Consider the following 19172-nt stretch of genomic DNA (forward strand, 5'->3'; position numbering starts at 1 on the left):
ACACAGGAGCGTCGCGTCATTACGAATTACGAATTATTTAATAGAGGAGTCTTAAATCCTTTATTTAACCGACGTAGTTCTACTCATAGAACCACCAAGCGGGCTATACCAACTGATAGGCTGTTTACGCTCAAGCATCTCAAACTATGCGCGATACCTTCGGTGAGCTTCGCTAATGCAAAAGTTTTTGGTCTACTGACTTTAATTAAGAACCACTAGATAAAACTTTGCTGAATGTATTATCCTTTATCCTAACTAAGCGAAATCCAATGTATTATCCCCAAAGACAATACCATGCTCGACACGCAACGCATTATCTACTTAACCGAAATTTCTGCTATTGGTACTCCAGATACCAAACGCTACAAGTATAAATGTCGAGTGCAGATGGTATCGAATGAAGGTGAGACCCTATTACAACGAGATTTATTTGCTCGGATGCAGCCAAGCTGGTTAGTGGAGTTGAAAAACAAAGGGGATTGCACGATCGCCATCACGTTTTGTTGTCGAGAAGGAGATATCAGCCAACCGTGGCAGGATGTGGGTACTGCGACGTTTACGACACAAGATAGTCTAAATGGAGACCGGAACGCCGATTTAGAGTTTCCAATTACAACCTGGACATATGCACCCCAGCTCAAGCTGAAAGCGCGTTTGACCCAAGGCATTAGTGAGGGCAACAGCAGCGCAGTCACGCTGTTTGGTAGCTCAAATGGAGCGCGACGGGTACGGGGTGAAGATAATGGTAAAGTTGAAGTTGAGCTTCCCGAAGCGATTTCCCTAACGCCATCTGAAGAAGTGATCGTTAAGGATGTGTGGAACAAGCTGCGATCGTGGAAAGAACTTGAGATGGAAAAATTTCTGAAGCGGCTGCTGTTAGAGTCACCGGAACTAGAGTACTTATTTGGGGAAGCAATTGACAGCACCAGCGACTTTTTTTATGAGTTGTTTGACTGTGCCATTCATCAACTGCAACCGGAAACGCAAGTGGTGGTGAGTGAACCTTTAACGGGAGTGCCACCCGAAAAAGGGGACGGCTTTGATACGGTTGAAGACTATGGTAAATTATTTGCAGATATGGGAATGCGTCCGGAGCATTGGGTGAAGGCGCGGCAGGTGTGGATGTGGATGTTGCCTTCAATCCCATATTTGGAGGAGTACGATCGCGAGGATTTGCAACAAGGTGCAAACTCGGCTCTCTATAAATTTTTTAATACCTACATTATTTTGCCAATGGCAGCGGCAGTCCAGCGTTACAATGAAGCCCTGCCGCCGGAAATACTGCAAAAAATGGCAGAGTCCTGGTCAGTATTTGGCCAAAACAAGCAGAAGATGGGTATGGAATTTTACCAAATCCTCTTTGAAAAATACCCGTTTGTGCTGCCATTTTTTGGACGGGCAGATATGGATTACTTGTCGCTGCACTTGTTTCAGGCATTGGAATTTTTGGTGCGTTGCCTACAAACTGGCAGCAGCGATGAAATCTTACGAGAACTGCGGATTTTAGGACAGGTGCATAGCTTTGCTAATGTCCCAACCTGCGCCTATCCAGCAATCGGCGAGACGATGTTTGTCCTATTTGAGAAATACGTGCCTAACCTGACTCCAGAGCTACAACAGGGATGGGCGACCTTGCTTAATCGCGTGATCAACGTAATCAAATTACCAATGTTCAATCGAGAGCGATTGCTCAAAAAAGCCAAGCAGTTCCTCGATCTAATTTCAGGTGAACAGGCATGGGAATCGGAGGAAAAAGAGCGACGCTGGAAAGAAATTCAAGAGGAGGTTCGCGCGACGGGAACCTATACTCACACCTATGAAGAACTAGCATATGGGGCGCAAGTGGCATGGCGTAATGCCTCCAAGTGTGTGGGGCGGATTGCCTGGAACAATATGGTAATCCGCGATCGCCGTCATGTCACCGACCCCGATGAAATGTTCCGCGAGTGTCAAGAACACGTTCAGTTTGCGACCAATGGCGGTAACTTGCAAATTACCATGACTGTCTTTCGTCCTCAGCAGCCGAAGGAACGGTGGGGGCCGCGCTTGTGGAACTCTCAACTATATCGCTATGCGGCGTATGAGATGCCTGATGGCAGCGTTCTCGGCGATCCGGCTAACCTGGCACTGACTAATGCGATCGTCAAAAAAATGGGCTGGCAACCGCCCGAACCGCGCAGCGCCTATGACATTTTGCCCCTAGTAATTGAGGTTCCCGGCCGGGAGCCAAAGATGTATCACTGGCAGCCCGAAGAAGTACTAGAAGTGCCAATTGAACATCCGACGATTCCAGAATTTAGAGATATGGGAATGCGCTGGTATGCGATTCCAGCAATTAGTAATTTCTCCGTTCACATTGGTGGTATCCACTACGGCTGTATGCCGTTCAACGGCTGGTACATGGACACCGAAATCATGCGCGATTTCCTAGATGAGTACCGCTACAACAAGATGGAGGAAATTGCCCAAGTCCTGAAGCTGGATACCAGTTCTGAGCAAACCCTGTGGCGCGATCGCGTTGCTCTAGAACTCAACATTGCTATACTACATTCCTTTCAAAAAGCCAAAGTGACGATGGTCGATCATCAAACCGCCTCGCGCCAATTCCTCACCCACGATCTCCGGGAGAAGAAAGCAGGGCGGGAATGTCCGGGTGACTGGGGTTGGGTTGTTCCTGCTGCGGGTGGTAGTACCTGTCCTGTGTGGCATCACCAGATGCGGGACTTTTACCTCGAACCTGCCTATCACCATGCCGCCGATCGCTGGGACGTGGAAGATGGCATTGATTTAAAGCAATTCATGGCGACAACAGATGAAGATGGCAATAAGCGCGATCGAATCTTAATTCTCTATGCTTCGGAAACGGGAACTGCTGAAGGGTTCGCCCGCAAAGCGGCTCGTCAATTACAGCAATTCCATCCGAAAGTGATGGCGCTGGATGAATATCCCATTGATTCCCTTGCTTGTGAAAAACTGCTGCTGATTATCACCTCCACCTTCGGCAACGGTGAAATGCCAAGTAACGGTAAGCAATTTCTCCAACGGCTAAAACAACTGCCTGCAAGTTCTCTCAATGGCTTGAACTATTCTGTCTTAGGGATTGGCAGCACCGTATACGAACACTTTTGTGCGGCTGGCATTGCAGTTGATAAGGCACTCGCCAAGGCAGGTGCAAATTGTGTTGTACCACTGCAAAAAGGCGATGAAATTAAGGGACAAGCCGATACTTTCAAAGAATGGTTAGGACTGATTTCTCGTGTGTTGGGTGCAGATGAGACATCTGGTGATGCCACAACTGCCGCTACTCCTAAACTAACTGTGAAATTCTTAAGTGCAGCAGCTGCAACCCTTATCCCCACAGCCGTCAGCAGCGATAGAGACATAGAAGTGCCGTTAGTTGCCAATGATGAATTACTCAAAGAAGTAATTCCTGGTAGCCGTTCCACTCGCTATCTCGTTTTCGATATTTCTGAGACAGATTTACAGTACGAAACAGGCGACCACGTTGCCGTACATCCTTGCAATCCTCCAGAACTGGTGAATCGTTTGTGTCAGCGAATGGGTGTTACTCCTGATGTCTACTTTACTGCTGAATATACTACACCTGATGGCACAACCCAAGACCAGCCGCCTGTTGCAGTGCCGACAACTGTTGGTCAGCTGTTGTTTGCAGAACTCGATTTGTCCTTACGGGAACCGTTGAACGATTTACTCGCTTACTTACACGTATCTGCACAAAATCCCCAAGACAAACAACGTTTGGAAACTTGGTTAGAAATTCTCCGCCAAGGAGAGGATAATCCCGACAGTCTTACGTTCAAGAAAACGATTACAGACAACTTCATGAGTGTTGTCGATCTGTTTGATGAATTCCCCTCTGCCCTCATTACCATAGAAGCCTTGCTGGAACTGCTGCCGAAGCAAAAGCCACGTCTTTACTCCATTTCTTCTTGTCCACTTCTGCACCCCCAACAAATTCAAATTACAGTTGGCGTGTTGCAAATTCAAACTGACGCAGGTAAACTGCGTCAAGGGCTTTGCTCCAATTACCTAGCGGGATTGGAAGTTGGCTCAAAAGTTCGGATTAGTGTACGCACCTCTGGCTTCCGTCCCCCAGCCGATCCACAAGCGCCGATGCTGATGGTAGGGCCAGGTACAGGAGTATCACCGCTAATTGCTTTCCTGCAATATCGTCAAGCTTTACAGAAACAGGGAACACAGCTAGGAGATGCTTGTCTGTACTTTGGCTGTCGCAATCAAAGTGATTTCTTGTATAACGAGCAACTGACAACCTGGCAAAATCAAGGAGTGCTAACCGATCTACAAGTGGCTTTCTCCCGTCTAAACCAGAAGAAAGTCTACGTGCAAGGCTTAATGCAGGAAAATGCACAAGCATTATGGCAATTACTATGTCATCCGCAATGTCATTACTATGTCTGCGGTGACGCGAAGATGGCAGATGATGTGTTTGAGGTGTTTATGGCGATCGCCAAAACCGAGGGCAATCTCTCACACATTGAAACCGTCGAATTTTTCGACAAGATGAAGCAGGAAAAACGTTTCCATAGCGATGTCTGGGGTGTGCAATTGAACTTCAAGCAAGCAATTCAACAGGTACAAAAAGACAAATACTCGAAGGCGGAAAAATGGCTAGAGCGGGTGAAGCAACCAACTTGACAAACTGAGTCATCAACCAGAGAACCCATCCAAACCAAAGATTTGAACGGGAATAATGATTAAGTAAATTTAAGAGCTTTAACAATTGAACAAAGCAACATCTACTGCTCAAAAGGCGATTGAAACTTCTATTGTTCAATCGGCGTTTGAGTAGGATTTTATCTATTTACTTCTACATCAATTTTTTCTCCTGGAGATAATACAGTCTGGTCTGGGATAGTTGATGACAAGGGTATGAACTCAGGTGCGTTTGGTGGGAGACTTGTAGAGTTCAGCGCCGCCAAGGGGATTCGCATATTACTTACAAGATAGCGAACATTTGATAAACTTACTGAGGCAGAGCCAGAGGGGTTATTGAAGTTAATCGTGAATGGAGCATTTGCCGCAATCGGAAATTGAAACCAATCTCTGAGACTAATGCCATTTTGGGCTGTAGGGTCTTGTGTTTCGACATAACCTACCACATATTGAACCTCTTGACTTGCTGGGGTTTTAACGCTGCGATCAACTGTTGGGAGGGCAACCTCTTCTACTTGGCCACCAGTCTGCATTAACCCGACTGTTACCTGGTTAAGTCCCGGATTCTCCATTAATTGTCCGCTTGTAGGTGTTGCTCCGTTTAACCCGAATCCAAAATGGGTAGGAGTTCCTGCTGCGATTGGACTGCCTGAGAATGTAATCAGGGTGTTTCCATTCGCATCCGTAGTAATGCTAGGATTTTGGTCTCCAAATGGATTAACGAACGGCCCTCCAATTTCACTTGGGTCTATACCAGGAAGTACTACAGTAATGCTAACAATTGCACTGCTGTTATTGTTAGGTAGAACTATATCCTGATTCAGGTAGCAATGACAAGAAAAAATCTTATACTTTTCCAGAACTCGTTGTCTTGCCTTGGAATTAAGGGAGTTAACTGGTTTTACACTTACTGCGGAATTAAGGGAATCAGCTGGTTTTGCCCTGACTACGGAAGGGAAAAACACACAAGAGCAGAGCAAGGCAACAAAAGCTAACTTTTTGATTGAATACATATTTCCTCCTTTGACATTTTCTGCTGGAATAAATTGAACTTTAGTCAGAACTAACTCTTTCTGACAGTCATAGTTTGTTTCAACCAAATGCCCAGTTTCCAGGTCAAAACCTGCTCATAACGGGTTAATAAATGCTCAGTTCTTGTTCAATTACAGCTCAATATCAATTGGGAGTATCCAGACTTGGTAGGAATACTCAAATAGCAAGTAATACCAATTCAAAATTCAAAACTAGGAAAACCGGATATAGTAAGGGTTTGTGAGTTTAAATCTATTGCTGGATTTTAGAGAAACCATTGATATAAGCACAATGAATACAGAGGATTTTAAAATTCTGTGCGTCTTAATGGAGAATTGGTATAAAAACTAGAAAAGCTGGACTAAATAAGTCTATTCTTGATGTTGGTTTTGGAATGTTACGCAGCACTATCAAATACAAAGTAGAACAGATTGGTGGTGTTTTTATAGAGGTTCCAACCCGTCAGCTAAAGCCGTCTCAAACCTGTCCTAAGTGTGGACATCAGCACAAAAAAACGCTCGATATTCGAGCGCATGAGTGTGGTTGTGGATATTTGCAGGATAGGGATATTGTTGCTGCCGAAGTTATGCTTTATTGGGCTAAAGGAATTCTACCGAAGTCGGGTATCGGCTTCGTAGGCGCTGATGTCGCTGGCTCTACCGTATCCACCAGTAAGCAAAAACAAGCTGGAAGTATGCGGCAACTAGGGCAAAAGAAGCGTCAAAAATCTCAAAGTAACTTTGCTAAAAACAAGTTAGAGGATGTAGAAACCTCTAGCTCAGGCAAAGCCAGCTAAAGGTAGTTCATTCAAGGATTGAGAAATTCTAAGTGTACGCTGGCTAAGTCACGAAAATCAGAGATAGTCCCTTGAAATACAACTTCTCCCTCCTCAATTAAAATAATCCAATTTGCCCTAGCAATTACTCTCGGTCGATGGCTGACTAAAATCGTTGTTTTGCCTTGACGCTGTGCCAGCAAAGCATCTAAAACACGGGCTTCTGTGGGTGGATCGAGGTTAGCCGTCGCTTCATCTAAAATCAACACAGGAGGATTCATTAAAACTGCCCTAGCCAAACCAATTCTTTGCTTTTGACCATCAGAAAGGTTGGCACTAAAGTCACCTAAAATCGTGTCATAGCCTTCTGGGAATAAGTTAATAAATTCTCCAGCCGCCGCAACTTCACAAGCAGCCACTAATTCCTCCATCGTGGCATCAGGAACCCCCAATCGCAAGTTATCGGCAATGGAACGGGTGAGAAAGCGGGAGTCTTGCGGAACTAAAAGTATTTGACGACGTAGGCATTCTATGGGTAAATCTTTCAGGTTATCATTTCCCAAAAAGATATCACCTTTTTGTAAACTATAGAGGCGATTTAACAGCTTGACTAACGTACTTTTACCACAACCAGAATGCCCAATAATGGCGATGACTTGCCCACCAGTCAGAGTTGCAGAAAAATCTTTAAGTAAGGGCAATCGACCGGGATATTGAAAGTTTAATTCTTTACAAATAATATCTTCGTGAGGAGAAAGGTCAATCCAACTATTGGGATTATCTGCTGCCGTTTCCGGCTGCACTTGAAATAGCTCCTCTAAGTCTTGAATTTTTATCTTTACCTTCGTAAACTCTAAAACAAATTGCAGCCAAGTATTAGCAGCTTCTATAACTAAATTTCCTAAGCCAACTACAGCGATGAATATTCCTAATTTGAGTTGTTGCTGTAAAAATAACCAACAAGTAACTACTAATAGTGCTACTTTTCCGAGTTCTGAAAGTAAGGAAAGCAGACTATTAATGAGATTGTTAATGTTGTTATTTTGAGCATTTGCAGTGATTTCTTCCTCTTGTTTCAAAAGTAATTCTTGCTTTAAAAAATCAGCACTGGCGGTTGTTTTAATTGTCAGGGCGTTAGCAAAGATTTGGGAAAGTAGAAAGAAATTTTTTCCTGAAGTTAACCAGATTCGATAAAGGGTTTGCTGAATGTAAGCATAGAAAATGTAGAAAATCACACTGAGTAAAATAGCGATCGCACTCACACTCAGCAATAAAAAAGGATGATAAAAGTATAAAACGACTAATGCCAGTAAGCCACCAAATGTCTGCATTGGCAATTTTACCAACAGTAGATCGATTAATTGGCTAACGGATGCAATATCACCTAATCGCATTCCAATCGTGCCATAACCGCGAGTTTCAAAATAAGCTAGTGGCAACTGGAGTAATTGTTGACCAAAATCTGTTCTGAGACTTGTTTGTAAACGCCCAGTCAAGAAAGTTGCTAAAGTCGAACTAGCGAAAGATAAACCAGCACTTAAGAAAACAACGCCGGCTAGACTAATAAAAATGACCATCAAAGATGGCAAGAAATTTGAAGGCTGCCAAAGGCGATCGATTAGTATTTGCTGTAAAACAAGTACAGCCACCAACGTCCCACTAAATAATAAATTTAGTAACACCAATCCCAGCAAATGCCAACGCAAAGGAAATAACCGTTTGCGCCAGTTTGTCCAAAGATTTTGGTGTTGGTTTTGGACGAGTATAAATTTGATAGGATGGGGTTTTAAGAATAAAGCTAAATTACCTTGCCAGTTTGCCAATAACTCGGTGCGATCGACATATCGAATACCGATACCGGGGTCTGAAAGCACAAATCTTTCCCCTTCTTTAGCCAGCAATACCACAAAATGATAGCCCTGCCAATACAAAATAGTTGGCACAGTATTATCTAAATTGTCAAGCCATTCCACTTCAACTTGAAACGCTTCAGCAATAAATCCTAAGCTTTCTGCACCGCACTTTAAACCCAAGAAACTTGTGCCACCGATTTGGGTACCAATGGCTTCCCGTACTTGGTTAATTGAAATATTTTTGCCGTAATGTTTTAAAACAATGGCTAAACTGGCGGCGGCGCAATCTTCCGAACTTTGCTGACGAATCCAGGCGTATTTACTCATTAGTGGTGAAGCAAGCAACTTTTTAGAGTAAGCAACCCCGGTCTGAAGACGCAGGACTTTAGCCCAGTTCAACGTGTCGAGTCGAAAACAGATTTAACTGTCCTTTAAGCTGACAACTCATCGCCGGACTTTCAGGCACGATTACGGAGTACCCCAAAGCTGCAACGTTCAATGCAGCCCGCACTTTTAATACAGTCTCTTACCAAGATGGTTCATCGCGTTATTGTTTTGATTAGTCAGCAGCAACATCAAAACACCAGCCGCTACTGCATCCAACACTCTTTGATCGAGTTTTACGCCTTTAATGTCAAAGCCTCCTGGGGTGCTGATTGCTTGACATTTTTGCAGGGCTTCTTCAGGTGTAAATTGATAACCATGCTTTGCCCCGACTTTCGACAAAGCAGTAGCTTCATACAATTCTACCCCCAGTCTGTATACGTCATCGTTTACCTGCGACGATCGTATGACAGAGATATACTCTATCTGTAGATCTGGAGTTGCACAGAATTTGACAAAAAAATCGTCGCAAGCTTGTTGACTCATTAGAGATTTACCTCTTGATGTAAGTTTTTCGTGAAATGGTATCAGGCACAAAGATATAGATTCGCTGTTGATGACATGAAAACCTTAATTCGTTTCTTGAGTGTGATTGCTGCCCTTGCTTTTGCAGTTAACTTATCTACACCGCACCCTTCCTTCAGCTATTGGCTAAACTAGCGGCGGCGCAATCTTCCGAACTTTGCTGACGAATCCAGGCGTATTTACTCATTAGTGGTGAAGCAAGCAATTTTTTAGAGTAAGCAACCCCGGTCTGATAGCAAAGCGTGGCGCTAGCCATAGACGCAGGGCTTTAGCCCCGTTCAAAGTGTCGAGTCGAAAACAGATTTAACTATCCTTCAAGCTGACAACTCATCCCCGGACTTTCAGGTACGATTACGGAGTACCCCAAAGCTGCAATGTTCAATGCAGCACGCCATGTGCAGTCTATTTCAGAGCGCAACTCTACAGGTACTTGAAGCTTGCATTTTACAGATATAGTCTGCATTTACAAGGACTTACCAAGACGGTTGTTCGGGTTGTTATGGTTGTTATAGTTGTTATTTTGATTAGTTAGTAGCATACCAGCCGCTAGTACATCCAACACTCTTTGATCGAGTTTTACGCCTTTAATGCCGAAGCCTCCTACGGTGGTGATTGCTTGACATTTTTGCAGGGCTTCTTCAGGTGTAAATTGATAACCATGCTTTGCCCCGACTTGCGAAAAAACAGTAGCTTCAAACAATTCTATCCCCAGTCTCTCTAAGTTATTGTTTCTCTGAAACGCTCGTACATCATAGAGATACTCCAGTTGTAGATCTGGAGTGGCACAGAATTTGACAAAAAAATCGTCGCAAGCTTGTTGACTCATTAGAGGTTCACCTCTTGAGGTAATGATTTTTGCTCTCGCAAATACTACCACAATCAGAGCGCTTAATGGTTAAATCAACTAGGCAATTGTCTGGAGTGGTTACAAAATTTGATATACATTATTTATGTTGTGCTGATCTATACCAATTAGCCAATTAATTAACCAGTATAAGTAAGCTCCCCAATTTTTCTAGAAGTTGCTGGGTTGAAGCTCTCAGTGTTTGCAAATCAAATAGGATTGCTGTATATCAAGATTAGTATATCAATATCAGTTAATGATGAATGAGCTAAGAATTTTAGTGGCAGGTGTACTCTCAGATAAAGTATTGCCAGCCCTGGAAAAATATGATGATGAAATTATAGTTTGGGACTTAACCCAAGGAAAAATTAAGGTTGATTTTCTTAAAGCTGAAAAGATAAATTTTATAATATCCAGTGGATACAGTTACATTTTCCCTGCTTCAGTAATTGAGCATTGTCCGATTGTCAACTTACATCCAAGCTTCTTACCCTGGAATCGAGGGCCATTTCCTAATTTCTGGAGTTGGCTAACCGATAGTCCTAAAGGTGTCACAGTTCACTATATTGATGCTGGCATCGATACGGGAGATATTATTGCCCAGAAAAAGCTCGATTCTCTACACGATGGGATGACGCTTCATCAAACGAATTGGGCAACGATAGAGGCAGTTGTGGAACTTTTTATAGAAACATGGCCTTTAATTAGAGAGGGGAAAAATCAAAGATATCCCCAATTAGGTCAAGGAAGCTACCATACTTTCAAGGACATCATTCCGTTTCAAGATGTTTTGATCAATAGTTCACCTGATACACCGATTCGAGAATTGTGCCAAGCAATTCGAGCAAAGGTAGACATTGACCAAATAGTAGAAATTCGTTCGCAAGCGGATTTCTGGATACGCCACCTTGAGCGACAAAGCAGAGCCAGGCGAAACAGATAATTGTTAGAGTCAAGTCGCTTCGCTCCAATTAAAAATTAAAAATTAAAAACAATTAGTGGGAGCTTGGACTCACCACTCTCTTGTTGACCGCCAAATCAGAGATTTTGGCGGGGGCTTGTACCCAGAATTAACTAATTCAAAATTATTTTTATTCTTCCTAAGTGAATGAGCGAATGAGCGCATTTTGAATTCAAAAAAGGTCAAGGGTCTAACTTGCCACTCATTTGTAGGCAAAATGCGATCGCAACGATCGCATTTTTGCTCCAAGTTATCAAAAACAACAGCTGCATCCATTAGAAGGTAGGGTTGTCGGCGGCTGTACAGTGCGGTATCGTGTGCGTGGATGGGGTGCTAGTTAACTCGAATGAGTAGCGCGATCATCCTTAATTGCAGTACCTACGGAGCATTATTTATTGCTTCTTGCCCAGTTAGTTCCCTTCCAAATAGTAAAAAATAAAGCCGCAGAAACTAAAGATCCTAAATTCCATTTCACAGAACTCTTGATCAAACTTAATTTTTGAGCAGATTGAGTAGTTTGGGCTTGAGTTTTAAGTCGTGCTTTTTCTTTAGAAACTTCTGACAAGAGTTGGTTTTTGACTTCTTGAGGGTTTCTACCATCTAAAGAACGATTCTGGCTTTTGAGAAAACTTTCTATTTGTTGCGGTGTGGCTGCACTTAAACGCTTTTCTGCTAGTTCTGCCTGAGATAATTGCTGCTTTGATGCAGCACTAATTTGAGCAGCACTTTGATTAGTGAGTCGCACAGTGTTACCAATTGCCAAAGGAATGAATAACAGAAACAATACTGCTAACAATAAAGTTAACCAAGATAAGAGTTTGACAATCAAAAATTCCCATTTAGTACGTGAGTGCAACTCACCATAAAATATCAGTGCTAAACCAATCAGGGGCACAGGTACTCTTTCAATCAGTGCGCCAAAGGTTTGAAATTCCCAAACTGGATTCAGAAAGTTTGGTGGGATAAACATCTCAACAATATCGAACAGTGCTAGCAACAATAGCCCATAGCCGAGTATTCGTAAAATACTCATTGAACCTATTTGACTAAAGGCGAACTCCTGTAACTCTTGCACCAAAGGAATGAATTTATCACTATCTGATTTAGTCATGTTCTTAACAAGGTAGAAAAAAGATGGAAATTAGGATGATTCAAAATCGCTCAGGTTAAGATTGCCGCTATTCAAACTAAATTAATAACTAAACCTTTGCGAAAATTTGTAATTATTCAAATCCGCAAAAAGATTATTACACATTCGATTTACCTGTAGTCTGCACTTGCTCATTATTTATAGAGGCAGAGTTGGGAAAAATGTATAAATAATCACTAACAGGTATGGATTCACTGGTTTTAGAGAGCCAAGAAGTATTAATTTTAACTCTAGGTGCTTCTGGTTTGGGCTTGTCTATAGTTTTAGTCAAAAATATCTTTGCAAAAACGAAGAGTACGCCACCAAGGGTTAAAGCTAAAACTAGAATCCGCAGTTGTTTCCACTGAGTCATCGTTTTCAAGACCCCGCATTACCCTGTTTTTTTGATTGCTGCTGGATCAGAAAATAGTAAAATAAGCCTAAAATCACTACTGCAATAATCCCAAATAATCTAGAACCATCACCTTCGTGCCAGTAATCAAATGCTCGCTGATTAGACACAACAACAGCCAACAGAGCAACTCGTATCCCGTTGACAATAAATGCTGAAATTACAGCTACAGCTAGCACAAGGATACTTTTTTTGCGTTGTATGGGAAACATCAGCAAAGCAATTACAGCTAGTCCTAACATGTGGCTGATCAATTCTACCCCAGAACATCCAGAATAAACTTTGATACTTCCAGTTGGCAGATGGATATATATTCCTTGGTGAAGAGATACGTTAAATCCTGAATACCAAAGAACGAAAGCCGAGAATTTGGCGGTGATGGGGGAAATATCAGTTATGGATGAAAATATTAGCTTTGGAATACCGAGAAAAAACAAGATAGTTATCTCTTGCCAATATTGCTTTAATCCTTTAAAACCAGAAGCAAGTAAACCAAGACTAATGGCAGCAATAACAGGTGAAGCATGAGTAAAAGTTGCAAGCCACTGCCCTCCCAGCAAATAAGTACTTTGCCAAAGGATTAAAGCTATCAATGATAAGCCGACAACACTAGGAAAAATTCCGCTCTCTAAACTTAATTTATGACGTTTTTCCCCAAGCAAAGAGGCTACAGCAAACAAAAATAGGAGACTCATACCCATTTGAGAAACGTCTCCAGACCTCCAGGTTAGAGTTAGGATAATTGCCATTAAGCCTGCTGCTATTCCTAATATCCAAATCTGAGGATTTTCTATTAGTTTTGCTGGGGTCAAGTGGTTAGATTTCATGTGTTTCTAAATATAGGAATCTGACTTGATTTATGAAATTATTTGCGTGGGCAGGGAGGAGCCACTGCATTGCGGAGTGAGTTTGTTCGTGGGGTTTTACCCGTTGTAGCAAGTGGCATGAGGGAGTGGAAAATCAACCTTGTCGATGGTATGGAATTTTTTCAAAAATCAAATTAGGAATCCTATAGAATAGCTTTCGCAAAAAAAATTAAGTTTTTTGGATAATTTTTAAAGATTGGGCCAGTAAAAAGTTAATTAGTCTTTTAAAATGTTATCTTGACTTTTATCTCTGAAATAATACTATGGCTTTGCCTATTTTCTCAAAAAAATTCAGTGCTTATCGTCACATATTTAGTTAGGCATTATCAATAATTCTTACTAAGATTAATCAAATCTTTAAAGTTATAAATTTATTAATCTTTATTTGATACTTTACCATAATCTAGGTAAGGTAAGAGTTTTAGACTAATTAGTGAGCATTTATTTGTATAAAATTTATGTAAACTTTTTTCATACTCGTAATTATATTAGTTCATTTTTATGCTTTAAAGCGATCGCCACAGGATTTTTTCTCAAAATGGCCAATAAAAAAGGTAGGTATTACCCACCTAACAATACCGATTTAGTGACGTACCCGACTCTGATGCTTAAGCATACAGCGCGGGCTTCTCAGAGACTCTTCGCGCGAAGACATTATCTGAGCTTTAAGGGCGTGCGTCCCACGCGCCTTTATGTTGATAGTTTGGTTAGCGTTATTAGAGTTTACAACTATTGCTTTCAAACCAGTATTTTCGACTTTGTTTAAAAGTAGCAGCGGTGAATATAATATCACAAAAATGGCAATTCCGACGCTCGATGACTCGCTACCGCTTCGCTATCACCGTCAATTCGTCATTGCCCAAAAAGAAGCCCCGACGCTCAACGAAGCGTTAGAGCGCGGGGCTTCTTTTTGGTTAAGCTAACTAAACACTTACTTGCGGCTACCTAACCACTTAGCCGCCGCAATACCGATAATACCTGCCACTACCGGATTGCTGAGAAACTTGATAATACCTGGTTGTTCCGCTAGCACCTCACGGAAGATGTCGGGGTGGTTGTGATAAGCGAAGGACGCCAATTTACTGACATCATCAGCGCTCATGCGGTTGGGGTTGTGTGTAGATAAACCTAGTTGTTGTTCTAGGTGGCGATCGTCTAGTCCTCTTTGCTTCAAGTGCTTGAAAAAGGCACGTGCGACATCATCCCGTTCATTTGGTTTGATTTGAGCGATCGCTTTTTGCAATTCCGGCTCCATTTGACTAGTAGGAATCCGGTCTGGATGCACAGATTTACTAAACAACTGTCGGCGTTGATCTGGTGTTGTGCGTTGAGCAAAATCATCGAAGTTGTCATACTCAGCAGTTGAGTCGGTTGACACATCATCTAGAGACTCAACATCACCCTGAGCCAAATCTTTCATTATGTGACGTCTGTATTCTTCGCTGCTTGTCACTTTACTTATCTCCTTTTTCACGTCAAATTTTCTGAACTCCTGACCTTAACTTGATTAAAACTTCAAGTATCTTTCCCTACTCCCTACTCCCTGCTAACTAGCTGTATTGAAGTTGACCAGTTTTCACATCGTATTGAGTAGTCAAAATTAGCTTCTTGTCAGGGCCATAAACCAGAACTTTTAAGTCTTGATTAGGAAAGTTTTTCCGAAAACCTTGTGCTAGAGATTTTGCTAATGGTCGTACTTCATTCGGACGAACCTGTGGTGATATAACAACACCTAATTTGTTGTTATCACGTACATAAGCATCCTGAACTAATCCACGAGAAGTCTGCACAACCCAGTTACCAAAAGTTTGTCCGGCTGGTGTGTTACCTCTCTCCAATTCTGCATAAGTTACATCCCTGCCTATGACTGGTGGAGTAGCCGTGCGGTCAGCTTGGGTTACAGTACCACCACTGCAAGCAGTAGTTATCGTCAGAACTAAAATTAAGACCAAAGTCGCTAAAAGTTTACGACTCTGTTGTAGCAAAATCATTTTATTCGCCTCCTAAAATTAACAAATCTTGAAACAGATAAAATAGCTTTTTTGCTCAAGCTAACTAAGACTTCTAGCTTTACAGCTTTTTTATTTGTCTTTAATAAGAGAAAATTTTTACTTAGGATAGATGTAGAGACGTAATTAACTACGTCTCTACACAAAATGCTTCATTAATCAAGCTAATTATTTGTTTTTACCCTTTGAATAAGGGAAATCAAATGATTAGTTTTGGTAAACTTCAGCAGTTTACTCTCTAGAAAAAGATAGAATTAGTCAATCTTTTTCTTGACACTATCTTTTACATCTTCGATTCCGTGACGCACTTCGCTTTCAGCTTGCTTTGCTTTACCTTTTGCTTTATCTTCTGGATCACCAGTCACGTTTCCTAGTGCTTCTTGAGCTTTACCTTCAACGTTTTTAGCAGCAGCTTTTGCACGATCTTCTATGCTCATTTTCTACTCCTGATTCTATACAAAATAAATTTCAAAGTTGAAAATCAGCTTTGATTTATTTGTTACTTCTAGTACAAACTAGCTTAATTTTTTCCCTTAAGCCTTCTACCACAAGATATATTTAAATAATTCAGAATTTAAACTTTAAAATTCAAAACCAAGAAATGCCATTTTAGTAGGTATTCTAGCTCTTAATTGCATGTTAGTTAAATAGATAAAAGATTAGTTACCTATGCTAAAAGATAGAGAATAATATTCAGTAAATTTCTAACCTATAGGAGGTGTTTTTGTATATCAACACAAACTAAAAAACCTGATCCCATTCAGAAATCAGGTTGAGCAAGTTATAGTTCTGGGAATAATTTTTTGTTTTAGTCTATAAAACCCATTAGTCCATCAGAATCGTCTATAGTATTTGATGCTATTGGACGATCGCCCATTGCTGAGTAGCTTTGAGAAATTACCAGTGAACTCGAAGCGATCGGACGAATACCAGATAAGTTGATGCTATCAACGACTTGAAATGTATTGGCGGTAATTGGACGAATACCCATTACGTTCATTGTTTCAACTACTTGCAAGCTACTGGTACTAATGGGACGTACACCAGCAATTGAAACTGTCTCAGCAACTTGTAGGTCACTGCTAGCTATAGGACGGACTCCTGCAACGACTAGTGTCCCTTGCTTCTGTTGTGTTGATGCATCAGTGCTTTGATCGGCTTGTTCAGCATTCAAGCTCTGACGATGCCCATTATCAGCTTCCACTGTAGTTTCTCCCTTTAGCTTAGTATGTTTTTGCCGAGGACTTATTGCCTTGCCAGTGCTGCTTATACTCATAACCCAACACCTTTTGTTTATTAACAGAATTTTACAATAATTAAGGAAAAATGAAATACTTTCCTATATAAGTGAGTTTAACCTTAAAAAACCTCATATAGGTATAAGTATCTTCAAAACTGATACATAAGTAAATTAAAACAGTAAATATTTGTAAAGTATTGTTGCTATTTATTAGTTTGATTACCCAGGTACAACGAGTACAATATCGGATCGTTACCATGGGATAGGGTATTTTCAGCAAAATTGTATGACAGAATTTTGTCTTCAAGCTCCCTTTAGTCCGACAGGCGATCAACCAAAAGCGATCGCTCAACTGAGTGCAAGTATTCAAGCAGGTAATCGTTACCAAACTTTACTAGGAGCAACGGGAACTGGTAAGACATTTTCAGTCGCAGCAGTGATTGAGAAAATTGGTAAGCCTACCTTAGTGCTAGCGCATAACAAAACCTTGGCAGCGCAACTGTGTAATGAATTGCGAGAGTTCTTTCCCAAGAACGCAGTTGAGTATTTCGTCAGCTATTACGATTACTACCAGCCAGAAGCTTATATCCCAGTCAGCGATACTTATATTGAGAAAACAGCTTCGATTAATGATGAAATCGATATGTTGCGACATTCGGCAACGCGATCGCTTTTTGAGCGTCGTGATGTGATTGTTGTCGCTTCCATCAGCTGTATTTACGGCTTAGGAATGCCAGCAGAGTATCTAAAAGCTGCCATTCCTCTCCAAATAGGTATGGAAGTTAATCAACGCCAAGTGTTGCGAGATTTAACAGCAGTACAATACAGCCGCAACGACTTAGAAATGAGTCGGGGACGTTTTCGTGTCCGGGGTGATGTATTAGAAATTGGCCCAGCATACGAAGACCGAATTATTCGTGTCGAATTTTTTGGTGATGAAATTGATGCGATTCGTTATGTAGATCCAGTAACAGGCGAAATTATTAACAGTTTAGAAGCAGTAAATATTTACCCAGCGCGTCACTTTGTCACTCCAGAAGAACGCTTAGAAGCTGCTTGTAATGATATTGCAATGGAATTAAAAGAGCGGAAAGCCGAATTAGAAGAAACGGGAAAATTGTTAGAAGCGCAACGCATCGATCAGCGTACACGCTACGATTTAGAAATGTTGCACGAGGTGGGTTATTGCAACGGCGTCGAGAATTATTCGCGCCACTTAGCAGGACGACAAGCGGGAGAACCACCAGAATGTTTAATCGATTATTTTCCCAAAGATTGGTTACTAGTAATAGATGAATCTCATGTTACCGTGCCGCAAATACGTGGGATGTATAACGGTGATCAAGCGAGAAAAAAAGTATTAATTGAGCATGGGTTTAGACTTCCTAGTGCTGCTGATAACCGTCCTTTAAAAGCAGAAGAGTTTTGGCAAAAAGTTACCCAATGCATCTTTGTTTCAGCCACACCAGGAAATTGGGAATTAGAAATTTCCGAAGATCGGATAGTCGAACAAGTAATTAGACCAACCGGTGTAATTGATCCAGAAATTTATGTGCGTCCAACCGAAGGTCAAATCGATGATTTATTAGGAGAAATTAAAGACAGAGTTGACCGCCACGAACGAGTGTTAATTACCACATTAACTAAGAGAATGGCGGAAGATTTAACAGAATATCTCCAGGATAATAGTATTCAAGTGCGATATTTACATTCAGAGATTAATTCGATTCAACGCATCGAAATTATCCAAGATTTGCGTGAAGGTAAATTTGATGTGTTGGTTGGTGTGAACTTGCTCAGGGAAGGTTTAGATTTACCAGAAGTTTCGCTAGTAGCAATTTTGGATGCAGATAAAGAAGGGTTTTTGCGAGCTGAACGTTCTTTAATTCAAACTATTGGTAGAGCAGCGCGTCACGTTAAAGGACAAGCGATTTTGTATGCTGATAATTTAACGGATAGCATGGTTAAAGCCATTGATGAAACTGATAGGCGTCGTGGTATTCAGACGGCATACAATAAAATGCATGGAATTACGCCACAGCCAATTGTCAAAAAATCGAGTAACGCGATTTTGTCATTTCTAGAAGTATCTCGAAGATTGAATGCAACCGAGTTAAAAGTTGTAGATGAACATCTAGACGAAATACCTCTAGAACAAATTCCAGATTTGATTGGCAAGCTTGAAGAACAGATGAAAGAAGTAGCCAAGAAACTAGAATTTGAAGAGGCCGCAAAATTACGCGATCGCATCAAGCACTTGCGAGATAAACTACTAGGACATTAAATAATTCGTAATTCGTAATTAACGCGTCGTTTATTCAAATATTTGCATTGTCAACTCGTCTTTTTCTGTCTCTGTATAGAGGCGATCGCTAGCAACATAATCTGAACCAGACAATAGACTTCTTGCAAAAATACTTGAACCGTCAGAGACTCAAGTCTCTGCC

General features: G+C 41.4%; 17 protein-coding genes. 6 read left to right on the top strand and 11 right to left on the bottom strand.

All coding sequences use genetic code 11. The annotated features are described in order from the left end of the window. Window positions 1-294: 294 nt before the first annotated feature. Entirely contained in the window at window positions 295-4677 is a 4383-nt protein-coding gene (locus AC5JMF_RS08465; protein ID WP_495795260.1) for a nitric oxide synthase oxygenase, read from the top strand. Window positions 4678-4835: 158 nt separating this feature from the next. On the opposite strand, the gene AC5JMF_RS08470 is transcribed toward AC5JMF_RS08465, so the two are convergent. Continuing rightward, on the bottom strand, window positions 4836-5795 hold the full coding sequence (locus tag AC5JMF_RS08470; protein WP_495795261.1) for a hypothetical protein: 960 nt from the start codon (window positions 5793-5795) through the stop codon (window positions 4836-4838). Window positions 5796-6121: 326 nt separating this feature from the next. Here AC5JMF_RS08470 and AC5JMF_RS08475 point away from each other — a divergent pair, with 326 nt between their 5' ends. Beyond that, entirely contained in the window at window positions 6122-6523 is a 402-nt protein-coding gene (locus AC5JMF_RS08475) for a zinc ribbon domain-containing protein (RefSeq protein ID WP_495795262.1), read from the top strand. An 11-nt stretch (window positions 6524-6534) separates the two neighbouring features. Here the strand turns inward: AC5JMF_RS08475 and AC5JMF_RS08480 are convergent, their stop codons facing one another. Both AC5JMF_RS08480 and AC5JMF_RS08485 read right to left on the bottom strand, forming a co-directional pair. Continuing rightward, complete coding sequence (locus tag AC5JMF_RS08480; RefSeq protein ID WP_495795263.1) at window positions 6535-8682, bottom strand: peptidase domain-containing ABC transporter; 2148 nt, start codon at window positions 8680-8682, stop codon at window positions 6535-6537. Window positions 8683-8868: 186 nt separating this feature from the next. Then, complete coding sequence (locus AC5JMF_RS08485) at window positions 8869-9225, bottom strand: hypothetical protein (RefSeq protein WP_495795264.1); 357 nt, start codon at window positions 9223-9225, stop codon at window positions 8869-8871. Between the two features lie 30 nt (window positions 9226-9255). On the opposite strand from AC5JMF_RS08485, the gene AC5JMF_RS08490 reads away from it, so the two are divergent. Continuing rightward, on the top strand, window positions 9256-9399 hold the full coding sequence (locus AC5JMF_RS08490) for a hypothetical protein (RefSeq protein ID WP_495795265.1): 144 nt from the start codon (window positions 9256-9258) through the stop codon (window positions 9397-9399). Window positions 9400-9727: 328 nt separating this feature from the next. On the opposite strand, the gene AC5JMF_RS08495 is transcribed toward AC5JMF_RS08490, so the two are convergent. Continuing rightward, entirely contained in the window at window positions 9728-10090 is a 363-nt protein-coding gene (locus tag AC5JMF_RS08495; protein WP_495795266.1) for a hypothetical protein, read from the bottom strand. Between the two features lie 274 nt (window positions 10091-10364). Here AC5JMF_RS08495 and AC5JMF_RS08500 point away from each other — a divergent pair, with 274 nt between their 5' ends. Then, window positions 10365-11051 (top strand): formyltransferase family protein, encoded by a 687-nt coding sequence (locus AC5JMF_RS08500; RefSeq protein ID WP_495795267.1) that lies wholly within the window; start codon window positions 10365-10367, stop codon window positions 11049-11051. A 406-nt stretch (window positions 11052-11457) separates the two neighbouring features. Here the strand turns inward: AC5JMF_RS08500 and hpsJ-A are convergent, their stop codons facing one another. The 3 genes from hpsJ-A to crtA all read right to left on the bottom strand — a co-directional run bounded on the left by hpsJ-A (window position 11458) and on the right by crtA (window position 13437). Then, window positions 11458-12180: an HpsJ-like protein, cyanoexosortase A-associated gene (gene hpsJ-A / locus AC5JMF_RS08505; protein WP_495795268.1), complete on the bottom strand. Its 723-nt coding sequence runs from the start codon at window positions 12178-12180 to the stop codon at window positions 11458-11460. Window positions 12181-12316: 136 nt separating this feature from the next. Then, window positions 12317-12571 (bottom strand): hypothetical protein, encoded by a 255-nt coding sequence (locus AC5JMF_RS08510; RefSeq protein ID WP_495795269.1) that lies wholly within the window; start codon window positions 12569-12571, stop codon window positions 12317-12319. Between the two features lie 5 nt (window positions 12572-12576). After that, window positions 12577-13437, bottom strand: a complete 861-nt coding sequence (crtA, locus tag AC5JMF_RS08515; protein ID WP_495795270.1) for a cyanoexosortase A — start codon at window positions 13435-13437, stop codon at window positions 12577-12579. Between the two features lie 731 nt (window positions 13438-14168). On the opposite strand from crtA, the gene AC5JMF_RS08520 reads away from it, so the two are divergent. After that, window positions 14169-14399, top strand: a complete 231-nt coding sequence (locus tag AC5JMF_RS08520; RefSeq protein WP_495795271.1) for a hypothetical protein — start codon at window positions 14169-14171, stop codon at window positions 14397-14399. 8 nt (window positions 14400-14407) lie between these two features. Here AC5JMF_RS08520 and AC5JMF_RS08525 read toward each other — a convergent pair whose 3' ends face one another. From AC5JMF_RS08525 to AC5JMF_RS08540, 4 genes are all read right to left on the bottom strand, one after another. Further along, entirely contained in the window at window positions 14408-14929 is a 522-nt protein-coding gene (locus AC5JMF_RS08525) for a hypothetical protein (RefSeq protein WP_495795272.1), read from the bottom strand. Window positions 14930-15026: 97 nt separating this feature from the next. Next, entirely contained in the window at window positions 15027-15467 is a 441-nt protein-coding gene (locus AC5JMF_RS08530) for a hypothetical protein (RefSeq protein ID WP_495795273.1), read from the bottom strand. A gap of 272 nt (window positions 15468-15739) precedes the next feature. Beyond that, window positions 15740-15922, bottom strand: coding sequence for a CsbD family protein (locus tag AC5JMF_RS08535; RefSeq protein WP_495795274.1), 183 nt, complete (start codon window positions 15920-15922; stop codon window positions 15740-15742). A gap of 371 nt (window positions 15923-16293) precedes the next feature. Continuing rightward, the gene (locus AC5JMF_RS08540) at window positions 16294-16761 is read right to left on the bottom strand and encodes a hypothetical protein (protein ID WP_495795275.1); all 468 of its coding nucleotides are present in this window, start codon (window positions 16759-16761) and stop codon (window positions 16294-16296) included. A gap of 250 nt (window positions 16762-17011) precedes the next feature. Here AC5JMF_RS08540 and uvrB point away from each other — a divergent pair, with 250 nt between their 5' ends. Continuing rightward, entirely contained in the window at window positions 17012-19009 is a 1998-nt protein-coding gene (gene uvrB, locus AC5JMF_RS08545; protein WP_495795276.1) for an excinuclease ABC subunit UvrB, read from the top strand. Window positions 19010-19172 lie beyond the last annotated feature (163 nt).

Source organism: Desmonostoc vinosum, from assembly GCF_059505385.1.

What these genes read in the sequence shown, in the direction of transcription:
- AC5JMF_RS08500 (WP_495795267.1), top strand. Translation starts at nt 10,365, where the DNA reads ATGATGAATGAGCTAAGAATTTTAGTGGCAGGTGTACTCTCAGATAAA.
- hpsJ-A (WP_495795268.1), bottom strand. Translation starts at nt 12,180, where the DNA reads ATGACTAAATCAGATAGTGATAAATTCATTCCTTTGGTGCAAGAGTTA.
- AC5JMF_RS08485 (WP_495795264.1), bottom strand. Translation starts at nt 9,225, where the DNA reads ATGAGTCAACAAGCTTGCGACGATTTTTTTGTCAAATTCTGTGCAACT.
- AC5JMF_RS08535 (WP_495795274.1), bottom strand. Translation starts at nt 15,922, where the DNA reads ATGAGCATAGAAGATCGTGCAAAAGCTGCTGCTAAAAACGTTGAAGGT.
- AC5JMF_RS08510 (WP_495795269.1), bottom strand. Translation starts at nt 12,571, where the DNA reads ATGACTCAGTGGAAACAACTGCGGATTCTAGTTTTAGCTTTAACCCTT.
- AC5JMF_RS08480 (WP_495795263.1), bottom strand. Translation starts at nt 8,682, where the DNA reads ATGAGTAAATACGCCTGGATTCGTCAGCAAAGTTCGGAAGATTGCGCC.
- AC5JMF_RS08465 (WP_495795260.1), top strand. Translation starts at nt 295, where the DNA reads ATGCTCGACACGCAACGCATTATCTACTTAACCGAAATTTCTGCTATT.
- AC5JMF_RS08495 (WP_495795266.1), bottom strand. Translation starts at nt 10,090, where the DNA reads ATGAGTCAACAAGCTTGCGACGATTTTTTTGTCAAATTCTGTGCCACT.
- AC5JMF_RS08530 (WP_495795273.1), bottom strand. Translation starts at nt 15,467, where the DNA reads ATGATTTTGCTACAACAGAGTCGTAAACTTTTAGCGACTTTGGTCTTA.
- crtA (WP_495795270.1), bottom strand. Translation starts at nt 13,437, where the DNA reads ATGAAATCTAACCACTTGACCCCAGCAAAACTAATAGAAAATCCTCAG.
- AC5JMF_RS08520 (WP_495795271.1), top strand. Translation starts at nt 14,169, where the DNA reads ATGTTGATAGTTTGGTTAGCGTTATTAGAGTTTACAACTATTGCTTTC.
- uvrB (WP_495795276.1), top strand. Translation starts at nt 17,012, where the DNA reads ATGACAGAATTTTGTCTTCAAGCTCCCTTTAGTCCGACAGGCGATCAA.
- AC5JMF_RS08540 (WP_495795275.1), bottom strand. Translation starts at nt 16,761, where the DNA reads ATGAGTATAAGCAGCACTGGCAAGGCAATAAGTCCTCGGCAAAAACAT.
- AC5JMF_RS08475 (WP_495795262.1), top strand. Translation starts at nt 6,122, where the DNA reads ATGTTACGCAGCACTATCAAATACAAAGTAGAACAGATTGGTGGTGTT.